The organism is Brevundimonas sp. (assembly GCF_041911375.1).
GTDB lineage: Bacteria > Pseudomonadota > Alphaproteobacteria > Caulobacterales > Caulobacteraceae > Brevundimonas.
The window spans coordinates 115,258-130,881 of sequence record NZ_JAYRPA010000022.1; the positions used below are offsets into that span (position 1 = coordinate 115,258).

Below are 15,624 nucleotides of genomic sequence, written 5' to 3' on the forward strand. Positions count from 1 at the left end.
TTCAACCGCTCGGAATCCCGGCCGGTTCCGCAGGGATCGATGTTTTTACTTCCGTCGCCTGAGTGAAAGGCGATCAGGCGGTCAGGATGATTTTTCCGAGGTGCGCGCCGGCCTCCAGCCTCGCATGGGCGGCGGCCGCATCGGCCAGCGGGAAGACCGCGTCGATCATGGGCCGGAACCGTCCGGCCTCGATCCACGGCCAGACCACCTCCTCGATGCGACGGGCCAGCCGGGCCTTTTCGTCAGCCGGGCGGCTGCGCAAGGTCGATCCCGTCAGGGTCGCACGTTTCTGCATCAGCGCCATCACCGGGACCTCCAGCACCCCGCCGTCAAGGGCTGCGATGTAGACGATCCGGCCGTCCATATTCAGCGCCGTCAGGTTCCGCTGCAGATAGGCCCCGCCGATCATGTCGAGGACGACGTCGGCCCCGCCGGCGGCTCGCACCGCCTCGCCGAAGTCGTCGGCTTGGACGTCGATCACCATATCCGCCCCGAGCGCGCGCAGCGCCTCGGCTCGCGCCGGGCCTCGGCACGTCCCGATCACCCGTGCGCCGGCGGCCTTGCCCATCTGGATCGCCGTCACCCCGATGCCGGAGTTGGCGCCGTGGACCAGCAGCGTCTCGCCGGCCGTCAGTCGTCCGTGCTCGAAGACGTTTGCGAAGACGGTGAAGACGGTCTCCGGCAGGCCGGCGCCCTGCTCGAACGACAGGGCGGCGGGCAGGGGCAGGGCGTGTCGCGGGTCCGCTGCGGCGTACTCGGCGTATCCGCCCCCGCCCAGCAGGGCGACGACCCGGTCGCCGGCGCGCCAGCGACCCGCGTCCGACACGACCTCGCCCGCGACCTCCAGACCCAGGGTGTCCGGCGCGCCCGGCGGAGGCGGGTAGAGACCGCGGCGTTGCAGCAGGTCCGGGCGGTTCACGCCTGCCGCCCGGACGCGGATCAGCATCTGGCCGTTCGTCGGGTTGGGCCGGTCCGCCTCAATCAGGTTCAGCGCCTCGGCAGGACCCTTGCCGTTCTGGACGGCGATGGCGCGCATCTTTGTTCGATCCATGTTCAGGTCTCCTTGTCGTTCCCATATCGTGATGGCGCCGCGCGACGGAACAATTTCGGAAAAGACGCCAAACGTCGGCTTCCGGTCTTTATTTCGCCGCGGAAGCGCGTATATGTCCGCCTTCCGCAACACTCCGCATGAGTCTGCGCGTAAAGCGCCGAGGCCCGGTCCGTCGCCCTCCGACCGGAGCGAAGGCGTGGCTCCTTCCCAAGGGAGCCCCATGATTTCAGGCGTCCTGGCCCGCAAGGGCCGAGGGTGGGCGCCGAGAACACTGGCTGCGGACGCCGAAAGGCGAGCCGTGGCTGCCGCATTTGACGCACGATTTCCCGGATCGTGCGATTGGGAAACACTGAATGACTGACGTCGCCCACGATCTCGCCATCAACGGTCAGGTCGCCTCCGCCACTTCGTTCACCGGCAAGAAGCGCATCCGCAAGTCCTTCGGGCGTATCCCCGAAGCGATCCAGATGCCGAACCTGATCGAGGTCCAGCGCGCCTCCTACGAACAGTTCCTGCAGCGCGAGGTCCGGCCGGGCCAGCGCAAGGAGCAAGGCATCGAGGCGGTCTTCAAGTCGGTGTTCCCGATCAAGGACTTCAACGAGCGCGCCATCCTGGAATACGTCTCGTACGAGTTCGAAGAGCCGAAGTACGACGTCGAGGAGTGCATCCAGCGCGACATGACCTATGCCGCGCCTCTGAAGGTCAAGCTGCGCCTGATCGTGTTCGAGACCGACGAGGAAACGGGCGCCCGTTCGGTCAAGGACATCAAGGAGCAGGACGTCTACATGGGCGACATCCCGCTCATGACGGACAAGGGCACCTTCATCGTCAACGGGACGGAGCGGGTCATCGTCTCGCAGATGCACCGTTCGCCGGGTGTGTTCTTCGACCACGACAAGGGCAAGACGCACAGCTCGGGCAAGCTGCTGTTCGCCGCCCGCGTGATCCCCTACCGCGGCTCGTGGCTGGACTTCGAGTTCGACGCCAAGGACATCGTCTACGTTCGCATCGATCGCCGCCGCAAGCTGCCGGCCACGACCTTCCTGATGGGTCTGGGCATGGACGGCGAAGAAATCCTGAAGACCTTCTACGAGACCGTGCCCTACGAGAAGCGCGGCGAGGGCTGGGTCACGCCGTACAAGGCCGAGCGCTGGCGCGGGGTGAAGCCGGAGTTCGACCTGGTCGACGCCGACACCGGCGAAGTGATCGCCCAGGCCGGCCAGAAGATCAGCGCGCGCGCCGCCAAGAAGCTGGGCGACACCACGACGTCGCTGTCGCTGGCCGCCGACGCCCTGGTCACCAAGTATCTGGCCAATGACGCCGTCAACTTCGAGACCGGCGAAATCTTCGCCGAGGCGGGCGACGAGCTGGACGCCCCCACCATCGAAGTGCTGGAGCAAAACGGCTTCACCACCATCGAAGTGCTGGACATCGACCACGTCACGGTCGGCGCCTACGTCCGCAACACCCTGCGGGTCGACAAGAACGACAACCGCGAGGACGCCCTGTTCGACGTCTATCGCGTGATGCGTCCGGGCGAGCCCCCGACGCTGGAAGCCGCCGAGGCCATGTTCAACTCGCTGTTCTTCGACAGCGAACGCTACGACCTGTCGGCCGTCGGTCGGGTCAAGATGAACATGCGTCTGGAGACCCCCGAGGTCTCCGACGAGATCCGCGTCCTGCGCAAGGAAGACGTGCTGAAGGTCCTGCAGATCCTGGTCGGCCTGAAGGACGGCCGGGGCGAGATCGACGACATCGACAACCTGGGCAACCGCCGGGTCCGTTCGGTCGGCGAGCTGCTGGAAAACCAGTACCGCGTCGGCCTGCTGCGGATGGAGCGCGCCATCAAGGAGCGCATGAGCTCGGTCGATATCGACACGGTCATGCCGCACGACCTGATCAACGCCAAGCCGGCCGCCGCCGCGGTTCGCGAGTTCTTCGGTTCGTCGCAGCTGTCGCAGTTCATGGACCAGACGAACCCGCTGTCAGAAATCACCCACAAGCGTCGTCTGTCGGCGCTTGGCCCGGGCGGTCTGACGCGTGAGCGCGCGGGCTTCGAGGTGCGCGACGTGCACCCGACCCACTACGGCCGCATCTGCCCGATCGAAACGCCGGAAGGCCCGAACATCGGCCTGATCAACTCGCTGGCCACCCACGCGCGGGTCAACAAGTACGGCTTCATCGAGAGCCCGTATCGCCGCGTGAAGGACGGCCAGGCCCAGAACGAGGTGGTCTACATCTCGGCGATGGAAGAGTCGAAGTACACGATCGCCCAGGCCAACATCGAACTGAAGGCCGGCCAGATCGTCGAGGACCTGGTCCCCGGCCGGATCAACGGTGAATCCCAGCTCCTGAACAAGGACGCTGTGGACATGATGGACGTGTCGCCGAAGCAGGTCGTTTCGGTCGCCGCCGCCCTGATCCCGTTCCTGGAAAACGACGACGCCAACCGGGCGCTGATGGGCGCCAACATGCAACGTCAGGCCGTGCCGCTGGTGCAGTCCGACGCGCCGCTGGTCGGCACGGGCATGGAAGCGGTCGTGGCCGTGGACTCCGGCGCCGTCGTGGTCGCCCGTCGTGAAGGCGTCGTCGAACAGATCGACGGCACCCGGATCGTCGTGCGCGCCACCGGCGATGTGGACGCCGCCCGTTCGGGCGTCGACATCTACCGCCTGTCGAAGTTCCAGCGTTCCAACCAGTCGACCTGCATAAACCAGCGCCCGATCGTGCGCGTGGGCGACCAGGTGAAGGCCGGCGACGTGATCGCCGACGGCCCGTCGACGGATCTGGGCGAACTGGCGCTGGGCCGCAACGCCCTGGTCGCCTTCATGCCGTGGAACGGCTACAACTTCGAAGACTCGATCCTGATCTCCGAGCGCATCGTGCGCGACGACGTTTTCACCTCCATCCACCTGGAGGAGTTCGAGGTTGCGGCCCGCGACACCAAGCTGGGACCGGAAGAAATCACCCGCGACATCCCCAACGTCGGCGAGGAAGCCCTGCGCAACCTCGACGAAGCGGGCATCGTGGCGATCGGCGCCGAGGTCCAGCCGGGCGACATCCTGGTCGGCAAGGTGACGCCGAAGGGCGAAAGCCCGATGACTCCGGAAGAGAAGCTGCTGCGCGCCATCTTCGGCGAGAAGGCTTCGGACGTCCGCGACACGTCCTTGCGCCTGCCGCCCGGCGTGGCCGGCACCATCGTCGATGTGCGCGTGTTCAACCGTCACGGCGTGGACAAGGACGAACGCGCCCTGGCCATCGAACGCGCCGAGATCGAACGTCTGGGCAAGGACCGCGACGACGAGCTCAAGATCCTTGAGCGCAACGTCTATGGCCGCCTGAAGCCGCTGATCCTGGGCAAGAACGCCGTGTCGGGCCCGAAGGGCATCGGCCGCGGCGAGCTGACCGAAGAGAAGCTGGCCGAGGTCAGCCGCGGCCTGTGGTGGCAGATCGCCCTGGACGACGAAAAGGCCATGGGCGAACTGGAGGCCATGAAGCGCCAGTTCGAGGACGCCCGCAAGGCGCTGGACCGTCGCTTCGAGGACAAGGTCGAGAAGCTGCAGCGCGGCGACGAACTGCCCCCCGGCGTGATGAAGATGGTCAAGGTCTTCGTGGCCGTGAAGCGCAAGCTTCAGCCCGGCGACAAGATGGCCGGCCGTCACGGCAACAAGGGCGTCATCTCCAAGATCCTGCCGATCGAGGACATGCCGCACCTGGAAGACGGCACCCACGTCGACATCGTGCTGAACCCGCTGGGCGTGCCGTCGCGCATGAACATCGGTCAGATCTTCGAGACCCACCTGGGTTGGGCGGCGGCGGGCCTGGGCAAGCAGATCTCCGGTCTGCTGGAAGCCTGGCAGTCGGGCGGTCAGAAGCAGGCTCTGATCGATCGGCTCACGCACATCTACGGCGAGGACACCCCCCTGCCGCAGGATGAGGAAGAGCTGATCGAACTGGCGAAGAACCTGTCCAAGGGCGTGCCCTTCGCGACCCCGGTCTTCGACGGCGCGCACATCGGCGACATCGAGCGCCTGCTCGAGGAAGCCGGCCTGAACAAGTCGGCCCAGTCGATCCTGTACGACGGTCAGACCGGCGAGCAGTTCAAGCGCCCGGTCACGGTCGGCTACATCTACATGCTGAAGCTGCACCACCTGGTCGACGACAAGATCCACGCCCGCTCCATCGGCCCGTACTCGCTGGTCACCCAGCAGCCGCTGGGCGGCAAGGCGCAGTTCGGCGGTCAGCGCTTCGGGGAAATGGAAGTGTGGGCCCTGGAAGCCTACGGCGCGGCCTACACCCTGCAGGAAATGCTGACGGTGAAGTCCGACGACGTGGCCGGCCGGACCAAGGTCTACGAGGCCATCGTCCGCGGCGACGACAGCTTCGAGGCCGGCATTCCCGAGAGCTTCAACGTGCTCATCAAGGAAATGCGTTCGCTGGGTCTGAACGTGGAGCTGGAGAACTCATAAGCGAAGCAACGGTCTCCTCCCCCTTCTGGGGGAGGCGGCCCGGAGGGCCGGAGGGGGAACCTTCGGCGCGGTCGAAAGACCCCCTCCGTCGGCTTCGCCGCCACCTCCCCATGAAGGGGGAGGAGAGTGCTCCAACCTTTGAAATTTTCGCGGGTCTCTCCCGCAGAAGGAATAAAGATGAACCAGGAAGTCCTGAACATCTTCAACCCGGTCCCGGTCACCCCGACCTTTGACCAGATCAAGATCGCCCTGGCTTCGCCGGAAAAGATCCGCTCGTGGTCGTTCGGCGAGATCAAGAAGCCGGAAACCATCAACTATCGTACGTTCAAGCCCGAACGTGACGGCCTGTTCTGCGCCCGTATCTTTGGTCCGACCAAGGACTACGAATGCCTGTGCGGCAAGTACAAGCGCATGAAGTACAAGGGCATCATCTGCGAGAAGTGCGGCGTCGAGGTCACCCTGGCCCGCGTCCGTCGCGAGCGCATGGGTCACATCGACCTGGCCGCCCCGGTCGCTCACATCTGGTTCCTGAAGTCGCTGCCGTCGCGCATCTCGCTGATGCTCGACATGGCGCTGAAGGACGTCGAGCGCGTCCTGTATTTCGAGAACTACATCGTCACCGAGCCGGGCCTGACCCCGCTGAAGCAGAACCAGCTGCTGACGGAAGACGAATTCTACCGCTACCAGGAAGAGTACGGCGACGACGGCTTCACCGCCGAGATCGGCGCCGAGGCCGTCCGCAACCTGCTGATGGGCATCGACCTGCACGCGGAAGCCGAAAAGCACCGCGCCGAGCTGGCCGACAACCCGTCGGAAATGAAGGCCAAGAAGGCGTCCAAGCGCCTGAAGCTGATCGAGGCCTTCCTGGAATCGGGCAACAAGCCCGAGTGGATGATCCTGACCATCGTGCCGGTCATCCCGCCGGAACTGCGTCCGCTGGTGCCGCTGGACGGCGGCCGCTTCGCGACGTCGGACCTGAACGACCTGTATCGCCGCGTCATCAACCGGAACAACCGCCTGAAGCGCCTGATGGAGCTGCGGGCGCCGGACATCATCATCCGCAACGAAAAGCGGATGCTGCAGGAATCGGTCGACGCCCTGTTCGACAACGGCCGTCGCGGCCGCGTCATCACGGGCGCCAACAAGCGTCCGCTGAAGTCGCTGGCCGACATGCTGAAGGGCAAGCAGGGCCGCTTCCGTCAGAACCTGCTGGGCAAGCGCGTCGATTATTCGGGCCGCTCGGTCATCACCGTGGGCCCGGAACTGAAGCTGCACGAGTGCGGCCTGCCCAAGAAGATGGCGCTGGAGCTGTTCAAGCCGTTCATCTATGCGCGCCTGGACGCCAAGGGCCTGTCGGGCACCGTCAAGCAGTCCAAGCGCATGGTCGAGCGCGAGCAGCCGCAGGTCTGGGACATCCTGGATGAGGTGATCCGCGAGCACCCGGTCCTGCTGAACCGCGCGCCGACGCTGCACCGTCTGGGCATCCAGGCGTTCGAGCCGAAGCTGATCGAGGGCAAGGCCATCCGCCTGCACCCGCTGGTCTGCACCGCCTTCAACGCGGACTTCGACGGCGACCAGATGGCCGTGCACGTGCCGCTGAGCCTCGAGGCCCAGCTGGAAGCGCGCGTCCTGATGATGTCGACGAACAACATCCTGTCGCCCGCCAACGGCAAGCCGATCATCGTGCCGTCGCAGGACATCGTGCTCGGCCTCTACTACCTGTCGCTGGTCAAGGACGGCGAGCCGGGCGAGGGCAAGCTGTTCGCCAACATGGGCGAGATCGACGCGGCGCTGGACGCCAAGGTCGTCACCCTGCACAGCCGCATCAAGGCGCGCTGGACCGAGCTGGACGCCGAAGGCAAGGAGGTGACCAAGGTCATCGACACCACGCCGGGCCGCATGAAGCTGGGGGCGTTGCTGCCACGCAACCCGAACGTCGGCTATCGCCTGCTCGAGAAGAACCTGACCAAGAAGGAAATCGGCAATCTGATCGACGTGGTCTATCGCCACTGCGGTCAGAAGGCGACGGTGATCTTCGCCGACCAGATGATGGGCCTGGGCTTCCGCGAGGCCGCCAAGGCGGGCATTTCGTTCGGCAAGGACGACATCGTCATCCCGGCCAAGAAGGCCGAACTGGTCGCCGAAACCCGCACCCAGGTCGAGGAGTACGAGCAACAGTACGCCGACGGCCTGATCACGCGCGGCGAGAAGTACAACAAGGTCGTCGACGCCTGGGCCAAGGCCACGGACCGGATCGCCGACGCGATGATGGGCGAGATCGCGCAGCCGCGCGTGCTGATCGAGGGGGAGAACCCCGACATCAACTCGGTCTTCATGATGGCTAACTCGGGCGCCCGCGGCTCGCAGGCGCAGATGAAGCAGCTGGGCGGCATGCGCGGCCTGATGGCCAAGCCTTCCGGCGAGATCATCGAGACGCCGATCACCTCGAACTTCAAGGAAGGCCTGACCGTCCTTGAGTACTTCAACTCGACCCACGGAGCCCGCAAGGGTCTGGCCGACACCGCGCTGAAGACCGCCAACTCGGGTTACCTGACCCGTCGTCTGGTGGACGTGGCGCAGGATTCCATCGTCACCGAGGACGACTGCGGCTCGACGCGCGGCATCACCCTGCGCGCGGTCATGGAAGGCGGCGACGTCCTGGTCTCGCTGGGCCAGCGCATCCTGGGCCGTTACGCGGCCGAGGACATCAAGGAGCCTGGCACGGACACCGTGCTGTTCCCCGCCGACACCTATCTGGTGGAAGAGGTCGTGGAAGCGGTCGAGGCCGCGGGCGTCCAGTCGGTCAAAGTCCGTTCGGCCCTGACCTGCGAGGCGGAAGCCGGCATCTGCGGTCACTGCTACGGCCGTGACCTGGCGCGCGGCACCAACGTCAACATCGGTGAAGCGGTCGGCGTCATCGCCGCCCAGTCGATCGGCGAGCCGGGCACGCAGCTGACCATGCGGACCTTCCACATCGGCGGCACGGCCCAGGTGGCGGAAACCTCCTTCATGGAGGCGACCAACGCCGGCACCGCCAAGATCACCGGCCCGACCGTCACCGCCGCCCACGGCGACCTGGTGGCGATGAGCCGCAACGTCATCGTGACCGTGGTCGTGGACGGCAAGGATCGCGAGACGCACAAGGCTCCGTACGGCGCCCGCATCCGGGTCAAGGACGGCGGCGAGGTCAAGAAGGGCCAACGCCTGGCGGAGTGGGACCCCTACACCACCCCGATCCTGACGGAAGTCGGCGGCGTCGTGCGCTTCGAGGACCTGGTCGAAGGCCTGTCGGTCAAGGAAGAAACCGACGAAGCGACGGGCATCGCCCAGCGCGTCGTCACCGACTGGCGCGCCAGCCCGCGCGGCTCGGACCTGCGTCCGGCCCTGGGCGTGACGCAGGGCGAAGGCTACGCCAAGCTGGCCTCGGGCTCTGACGCCCGCTACCTGCTGCCGGTGGGCGCGGTTCTGTCCGTTGCGAACGGCGACGAGGTCAAGCCGGGCGAGATCGTCGCCCGTGTTCCGACCGAAGGCGCCAAGACCCGCGACATCACCGGCGGTCTGCCGCGGGTGGCCGAGCTGTTCGAAGCCCGTCGTCCCAAGGACTGCGCGGTCATCGCCGAGATGGACGGCCGCGTCGAATTCGGTCGCGACTACAAGAACAAGCGCCGGATCAAGATCACCCCGGAAGTCAATGCCGACGGCGTCCAGGGCGAACCGGTCGAGTTCCTGATCCCGAAGGGCAAGCACATCTCCGTCCACGACGGCGATCTGATCCAGAAGGGCGACTACATCATCGACGGCAACCCGGATCCGCACGATCTGCTGCGCATCCAGGGCGTCGAGGCGCTGGCCGAGTATCTGGTGAACGAGGTGCAGGAGGTCTATCGCCTGCAAGGCGTGCCGATCAACGACAAGCACATCGAGGTCATCGTCCGGCAGATGCTGCAGAAGGTCGAAGTCCTGGATCCGGGTGAAACCACCCTGATCAAGGGCGACACCGTCGAAGTCGCCGAGGCCGTTCTGGAAAACCAGAAGGTCGAGAAGCGCGGCGGCCGTCTGGCGACGACCCAGCCGGTCCTGCTGGGCATCACCAAGGCGTCGCTGCAGACCCGCAGCTTCATCTCGGCGGCGTCCTTCCAGGAGACCACCCGCGTCCTCACCGACGCCTCGGTCCACGGCAAGAAGGACATGCTGGAAGGCCTGAAGGAGAACGTCATCGTCGGCCGCCTGATCCCGGCCGGTACGGGCGCCTATCTGCGGTCGCTGCAGAAGATCGCCAACGAGCGCGACGCCGAACTGACCCAGGCCCGCGAAGACGCGATCGAGCCGCTGCCGGCCGACCTGCAGCTGGAGCTGGAGAGCAGCGAAAGCTGATCTCGGGTTTCTGAAGCGAAGACCTGAAGGGGGCGGCGCCGGCGACGGCGCCGCCCTTTTTCAATCGTCGTCGCCGCCGATCCGGATGCCGCCGATGCTGGCGGAGAAACCCTGCGGGCGCCGCTCTCCGCCGTTGTGGGTCGTGCGGCCGCCCTGGCGCATATCGACACCGGATACGTCGGGCAGATGCGCCCCGGCGCAGCCTGTGCCGAAGTTGGAGCCGATGCAGTCTGCCGGACCGACGACGCCGACGCCTCCCGCTAGTGGGCGGTTCATCATCTCCCATTCCGCAAGACGACGAGCGCCTTGCCGCGCGAAAGCGGCGTCGCGTGCCGGGTTCCCAGAGCCGGTGATGGGGGGCGCGACGGCGGCGCGCTCGCCAAACCGATCGCGGCAGTGGCGGCGTTCCAGCTCATTCAGCAATTCGGGCGAGGCGCAGCCGAAGGCGCCCTGGCGCAGGGCGCGCGCCATGCCGGCGCGTCGGTCGTCGGGATCGACCCGCCAGGGATCGTCCGGCGTCGGGACACCTTGCGGCGCGGGAGCCGAGAGACGCGGACGGGGCGGGGAAGGGCGGTCCGCCTCCGGATTGGCGGCTGTCGCCGCGCCCTCGGTCGGTCCGGCGTCGCGCGCCGCCTGCGCCGGGCTGGCCGAGACAGCCGGAACCGGCTCGCGGGGGCGCTCGTCCGGCAGCAGGGGGCGAGGTTCGATGTCGAGATAGACCGGCGACGGGATGACGACCCTGTCCCCGTCGCCCACGCCCAGGGCGGTGAAGGAAAGGGCGGCGAGCAGGGCCAGGTTGATGGCCACCGACGCCGTAGCCAGCCCGGCCTTGCGCCAGTCCAGGCGTTCGAGGGGGGAGAGGGCCGGCGCGGTCGTCATTCTCGACCCTTTCTCTGATTGGGCAGGAAGCCGTCGCGGCTGGAGAATAGGTCCACCTGGATGTTCACACCCTCGCATCCTGCCATGGAATGAGGTGTTTCGCAGGGAGGGTCGCCCCGTGCAGGCGACCTCCTTTGCGCCTCCCAGGCCGCTAGGCGGCGCGCGCCCTGACGGGCGAAGACGGCGTCGCGCTCGGCGTCGCCCGAGCCGGTGATTTGCGGGGCGGCGGCGGTCCGCTCCCCGAACCGGTCGCGGCAGCGGCGGCGCTCGGCCTCGTTCAGCAACTCGGGGGAGGCGCAGCCAGTCGCGCCCAGCCGCAGGCTACGAGACATTGCGCCGCGCCGATCGGTCGAATCGACCCGCCAGGCCGCCTCCGGGGCAGGGGCGCCGGCGGGCGTCTGAACAGCCAGACGCGGCTGGACGGGAGTGGAGCGGCCTTCAAACGCCGGGTCGCGGCGGCGCGGCGCCGGGGCGATGTCTTCCCGCGTCCGGCTCCGGATCACCACGTCCGGCTGGGGCGCCGTCAGGGGTGGGCGAGGCCGCTCGTCCCGCAACAGCGGGCGAGGCTCGATCTCAACCAGTATCAGCGGGAGATCCGATCGCTCGACCGGCCTTTGGCCGATCGCGTTCAATGACAGCGCCAGGATGAGGCCTGCGTTGACCCCGACCGACGCGAGGGCCAACGCGGCTTTGCGGCTGGAGTTGATGCGCCCGTCGGCCGTCAAGCCCGTCCTCCCGTTCCGGGCGAAGCTGGGCGGCAAGCGTGGCGGCTTTCGGGCGGAGCGGCGACTTGTTCGCGTCGAGGCTGTGCGCCCTCCATCGAACGAGCTTGCGGTCGCGCCGCCCTTGACCCCGCGCCCCATCGCGCGTAGAAGCCGCGCACTTTCGAGGCGTGGCCGGTTCCGGTCGCTGAGACGGTGACATTCGAACGGACGGCCTGTGCGCCGCCGGAACGCCCAAAGCGCGCGTTCCGGTTTTTCTGTTTGCGGTCACGGCTCGGTCTCGATGACACCCGGGCGGGGGAATGGTCCCCCGTTCACAGAAGAAGGCGAGGGGCGCCTCGGTCGAAAGACACACGCCCCCCACAGAAGTCGAGACCAGTCCCGATGCCCACGATCAACCAGCTGATCCGCAAGCCGCGCAAGCCCAAGCCCGTCCGTAACAAGGTGCCGGCCCTGGAGGGTTCGCCCCAGCGTCGCGGCGTCTGCACCCGCGTGTACACCACGACCCCGAAGAAGCCGAACTCGGCTCTGCGTAAGGTCGCCAAGGTGCGCCTGGCCAAGAACGGCTACGAAGCCGTGTGCTACATCCCCGGCGAAGGCCACAACCTGCAAGAACACTCCGTCGTGCTGATCCGCGGCGGCCGCGTGAAGGACTTGCCGGGCGTTCGCTACCACATCCTGCGCGGCGTGCTGGACACGCAAGGCGTCAAGGACCGCAAGCAGCGCCGTTCGCACTACGGCGCCAAGCGTCCGAAGTAAGCCAAGCGCCCAGTCCAGATTTAAGAGGATACATCCATGTCCCGTCGTCACCGCGCCCAGAAGCGTGAAGTCCTGCCGGATCCCAAGTTCGGCGACCTGGTCGTCACCAAGTTCATGAACTACGTCATGTACGAAGGTAAGAAGGCCGTCGCCGAGAACATCGTCTACGGCGCCTTCGACATCCTGACCGAGAAGAAGAAGGACCAGACCGCGGTCGAGACCTTCCACTCGGCGCTCGACAATGTCGCTCCGTCGGTCGAAGTCCGGTCGCGTCGCGTCGGCGGCGCCACCTACCAGGTGCCGGTCGAAGTCCGTCCGGACCGTCGTCGCGCCCTGGCCATCCGCTGGCTGGTCAACGCCGCGCGCAAGCGTGGCGAGAACACCATGACGGAAAAGCTGGCCGCCGAGCTGCTGGACGCCTCGAACAACCGCGGCACCGCGGTCAAGAAGCGCGAAGACACCCACAAGATGGCCGAGGCGAACCGCGCCTTCAGCCACTATCGCTGGTAACGCCTTCAAAGCGTCGTCTGCGATGACTATCTGAGACTATCCGGCGCGGGCGGTTTGAGCTAAATCGCCCGCGCCGTCATATCCGACATTTCCGAGGGCGCTCAGGCGTCCGCCAAAGCCCCCAAGGGACGCTCCAATGCCCCGCACGCATAAAATCGAAGACTACCGCAACTTCGGCATCATGGCCCACATCGACGCGGGCAAGACGACGACGACTGAGCGGATCCTGTATTACACTGGCAAGTCCCACAAGATCGGCGAAGTCCACGACGGCGCCGCCACCATGGACTGGATGGACCAGGAGCAGGAACGCGGCATCACCATCACGTCCGCCGCGACGACCGCCTTCTGGAAAGAGAAGCGCCTCAACATCATCGACACCCCCGGCCACGTGGACTTCACCATCGAGGTCGAGCGCAGCCTGCGCGTCCTCGACGGCGCCGTGACCGTTCTGGACGGCAACGCCGGCGTCGAGCCGCAGACGGAAACCGTCTGGCGCCAGGCCGACAAGTACAAGGTTCCGCGCATCGTCTTCGTCAACAAGATGGACAAGATCGGCGCCGACTTCGACAAGTCGGTCGAATCGATCCGCGACCGTCTGGGCGCCAAGGCTGTGCCGATCCAGTTCCCGATCGGCGCCGAGTCCAACCTGTCGGGCCTGGTCGACCTGGTTCGCATGAAGGCCGTGGTCTGGGACAACGACGCCCTGGGCGCCAACTTCCGCGACGAAGAAATCCCCGCCGATCTGGTCGAGAAGGCCAACGAAGCCCGTCAGTACCTGATCGACAACGCCGTCGAACTCGACGACGAGGCGATGGAAGCCTACCTGGGCGGCGAGGAGCCGTCGGAAGAGACCATCAAGAAGTGCATCCGCAAGGCGGTGCTGACCGGCGCCTTCTACCCGATCCTGTGCGGCTCGGCCTTCAAGAACAAGGGCGTGCAGACGCTGCTGGACGCCGTGGTCGACTATCTGCCGTCGCCGATCGACATCCCGCCGACGCAAGGCATCGACTTCAAGACGGAAGAGCCGATCGAGCGCAAGGCCTCGGACGACGAGCCCCTGTCCGTCCTGGCGTTCAAGATCATGGACGACCCCTTCGTCGGCTCGCTGACCTTCTGCCGTCTGTACTCGGGCAAGATGGAAACGGGCATGGGCCTGCTGAACTCGACCCGCGACAAGAAGGAGCGGGTGGGGCGCATGCTGCTGATGCACTCGAACAACCGCGAGGACATCAAGGAAGCCTACGCCGGCGACATCGTCGCCCTGGCCGGCCTGAAGGACACCCGCACCGGCGACACCCTGTGCGACCCGATCAAGTCGCCGGTCATCCTGGAGCGCATGGAGTTCCCGGCCCCGGTGATCGAGATCGCGGTGGAGCCCAAGTCGAAGGCCGACCAGGAGAAGCTGGGCGTCGCCCTGGCCAAGCTGGCCTCGGAAGACCCGTCCTTCACCGTCTCGACCGACCACGAGTCGGGCCAGACGATCCTGAAGGGCATGGGCGAGCTGCACCTGGACATCAAGATCGACATCCTGAAGCGCACCTACAAGGTCGAGGCCAACATCGGCGCGCCGCAGGTGGCCTATCGTGAGTCCATCAGCCGCAAGGCCGAGATCGACTACACCCACAAGAAGCAGACCGGCGGTACGGGCCAGTTCGCCCGCGTCAAGCTGGTGTTCGAGCCGGGCGAGCCGGGCACGGACTTCGTCTTCGAATCCGCCATCGTCGGCGGCGCGGTGCCCAAGGAATACATCCCTGGCGTCGAAAAGGGTCTGAAGTCGGCCAAGGACAACGGCCTGCTGGCCGGCTTCCCGGTCATCGACGTCAAGGCCACCCTGGTCGACGGCGCCTTCCACGACGTCGACTCCTCGGTCCTGGCCTTCGAAATCGCCTCGCGCGCGGCCTTCAAGGAACTGCGTGAAAAGGGCGGCCCCAAGCTGCTCGAGCCGATCATGGCGGTGGAAGTCGTCACGCCGGAAGAATACCTGGGCTCGGTCATCGGCGACCTGAACGGTCGTCGCGGCATGATCCAGGGGCAGGACATGCGCGGCAACGCCACGGTGGTGAACGCCTTCGTGCCGCTGGCCAACATGTTCGGCTATGTGAACACGCTTCGCGGCATGTCGCAGGGCCGCGCCCAGTTCACGATGCAGTACGACCACTACGAGCCGGTGCCGCAACACGTCGCCGACGAAGTGATCAAGAAGTACGCCTAAGCTTTCCCTTTTCGGAAAGCGGACCTAAAAGCGCCCGGCCCACGAGGTCGGGCGTCCTTAACCCCCAAACTGCAGGAACCCCCGGTTCGGGGACCTTAGGAGCTAGAGAATGGCCAAGGAAAAGTTCGAACGCACGAAGCCGCACTGCAACATCGGCACGATTGGTCACGTTGACCACGGCAAGACGACGCTGACGGCTGCGATCACGATGACGCTGGCGAAGGCTGGCGGGGCGAAGGCGATGAACTACGCCGACATCGACGCGGCGCCGGAAGAGAAGGCGCGCGGCATCACGATCAACACGGCGCACGTGGAATATGAGACGGCGAACCGTCACTATGCGCACGTCGACTGCCCGGGCCACGCCGACTATGTGAAGAACATGATCACCGGCGCGGCGCAGATGGACGGCGCGATCCTGGTGGTTTCGGCCGCTGACGGCCCGATGCCGCAGACCCGCGAGCACATCCTGCTGGCCCGTCAGGTCGGCGTGCCGGCCCTGGTGGTCTTCATGAACAAGGTCGACCTGGTCGACGACGAAGAGCTGCTGGAACTGGTCGAGATGGAAGTGCGCGAGCTGCTGAGCAGCTACCAGTTCCCGGGCGACGAGATTCCGATCACCAAGGGCTCGGCCAAGGCCGCGAC

The 15,624-nt window shown here is 66.3% G+C and carries 9 protein-coding genes; 6 read left to right on the plus strand and 3 right to left on the minus strand.

What is annotated here, in order from left to right; all coding sequences use genetic code 11:
- Nucleotides 1-73: 73 nt before the first annotated feature.
- Nucleotides 74-1,051: an NAD(P)H-quinone oxidoreductase gene (locus ACE3PU_RS04810; RefSeq protein WP_374387220.1), complete on the minus strand. Its 978-nt coding sequence runs from the start codon at nt 1,049-1,051 to the stop codon at nt 74-76.
- 353 nt (nt 1,052-1,404) lie between these two features.
- Here ACE3PU_RS04810 and rpoB point away from each other — a divergent pair, with 353 nt between their 5' ends.
- Nucleotides 1,405-5,520 carry a DNA-directed RNA polymerase subunit beta gene (gene rpoB / locus ACE3PU_RS04815; protein WP_374387222.1) on the plus strand — a complete coding sequence of 1,372 codons (4,116 nt, stop codon included), beginning with the start codon at nt 1,405-1,407 and terminating at the stop codon, nt 5,518-5,520.
- A gap of 177 nt (nt 5,521-5,697) precedes the next feature.
- Nucleotides 5,698-9,894, plus strand: a complete 4,197-nt coding sequence (gene rpoC / locus ACE3PU_RS04820) for a DNA-directed RNA polymerase subunit beta' (protein ID WP_374387224.1) — start codon at nt 5,698-5,700, stop codon at nt 9,892-9,894.
- Between the two features lie 60 nt (nt 9,895-9,954).
- On the opposite strand, the gene ACE3PU_RS04825 is transcribed toward rpoC, so the two are convergent.
- Both ACE3PU_RS04825 and ACE3PU_RS04830 read right to left on the minus strand, forming a co-directional pair.
- The gene (locus ACE3PU_RS04825) at nt 9,955-10,773 is read right to left on the minus strand and encodes a hypothetical protein (RefSeq protein ID WP_374387226.1); all 819 of its coding nucleotides are present in this window, start codon (nt 10,771-10,773) and stop codon (nt 9,955-9,957) included.
- Complete coding sequence (locus tag ACE3PU_RS04830; protein WP_374387228.1) at nt 10,770-11,498, minus strand: hypothetical protein; 729 nt, start codon at nt 11,496-11,498, stop codon at nt 10,770-10,772. Before ACE3PU_RS04830 ends, ACE3PU_RS04825 begins: the two co-directional genes overlap by 4 nt.
- Nucleotides 11,499-11,879: 381 nt before the next feature.
- Between ACE3PU_RS04830 and rpsL the strand changes: the two genes are divergently transcribed.
- The 4 genes from rpsL to ACE3PU_RS04850 form a co-directional block, all read left to right on the plus strand.
- Nucleotides 11,880-12,254, plus strand: coding sequence for a 30S ribosomal protein S12 (rpsL, locus tag ACE3PU_RS04835; protein ID WP_021697983.1), 375 nt, complete (start codon nt 11,880-11,882; stop codon nt 12,252-12,254).
- 36 nt (nt 12,255-12,290) lie between these two features.
- Complete coding sequence (gene rpsG / locus ACE3PU_RS04840; protein ID WP_374387232.1) at nt 12,291-12,764, plus strand: 30S ribosomal protein S7; 474 nt, start codon at nt 12,291-12,293, stop codon at nt 12,762-12,764.
- 136 nt (nt 12,765-12,900) lie between these two features.
- A complete protein-coding gene (gene fusA, locus ACE3PU_RS04845; RefSeq protein ID WP_374387234.1) occupies nt 12,901-14,979 on the plus strand; it encodes an elongation factor G in 2,079 nt (692 codons plus the stop codon).
- Nucleotides 14,980-15,088: 109 nt separating this feature from the next.
- Nucleotides 15,089-15,624: GTP-binding protein (locus ACE3PU_RS04850; protein ID WP_374387236.1), on the plus strand; the 536-nt coding region annotated here is incomplete at its 3' end.

Coding starts and splice junctions, on each gene's coding strand:
- ACE3PU_RS04810 (WP_374387220.1), bottom strand. CDS start 1,051: ATGGATCGAACAAAGATGCGCGCCATCGCCGTCCAGAACGGCAAGGGT.
- rpoB (WP_374387222.1), top strand. CDS start 1,405: ATGACTGACGTCGCCCACGATCTCGCCATCAACGGTCAGGTCGCCTCC.
- rpoC (WP_374387224.1), top strand. CDS start 5,698: ATGAACCAGGAAGTCCTGAACATCTTCAACCCGGTCCCGGTCACCCCG.
- ACE3PU_RS04825 (WP_374387226.1), bottom strand. CDS start 10,773: ATGACGACCGCGCCGGCCCTCTCCCCCCTCGAACGCCTGGACTGGCGC.
- rpsL (WP_021697983.1), top strand. CDS start 11,880: ATGCCCACGATCAACCAGCTGATCCGCAAGCCGCGCAAGCCCAAGCCC.
- rpsG (WP_374387232.1), top strand. CDS start 12,291: ATGTCCCGTCGTCACCGCGCCCAGAAGCGTGAAGTCCTGCCGGATCCC.
- fusA (WP_374387234.1), top strand. CDS start 12,901: ATGCCCCGCACGCATAAAATCGAAGACTACCGCAACTTCGGCATCATG.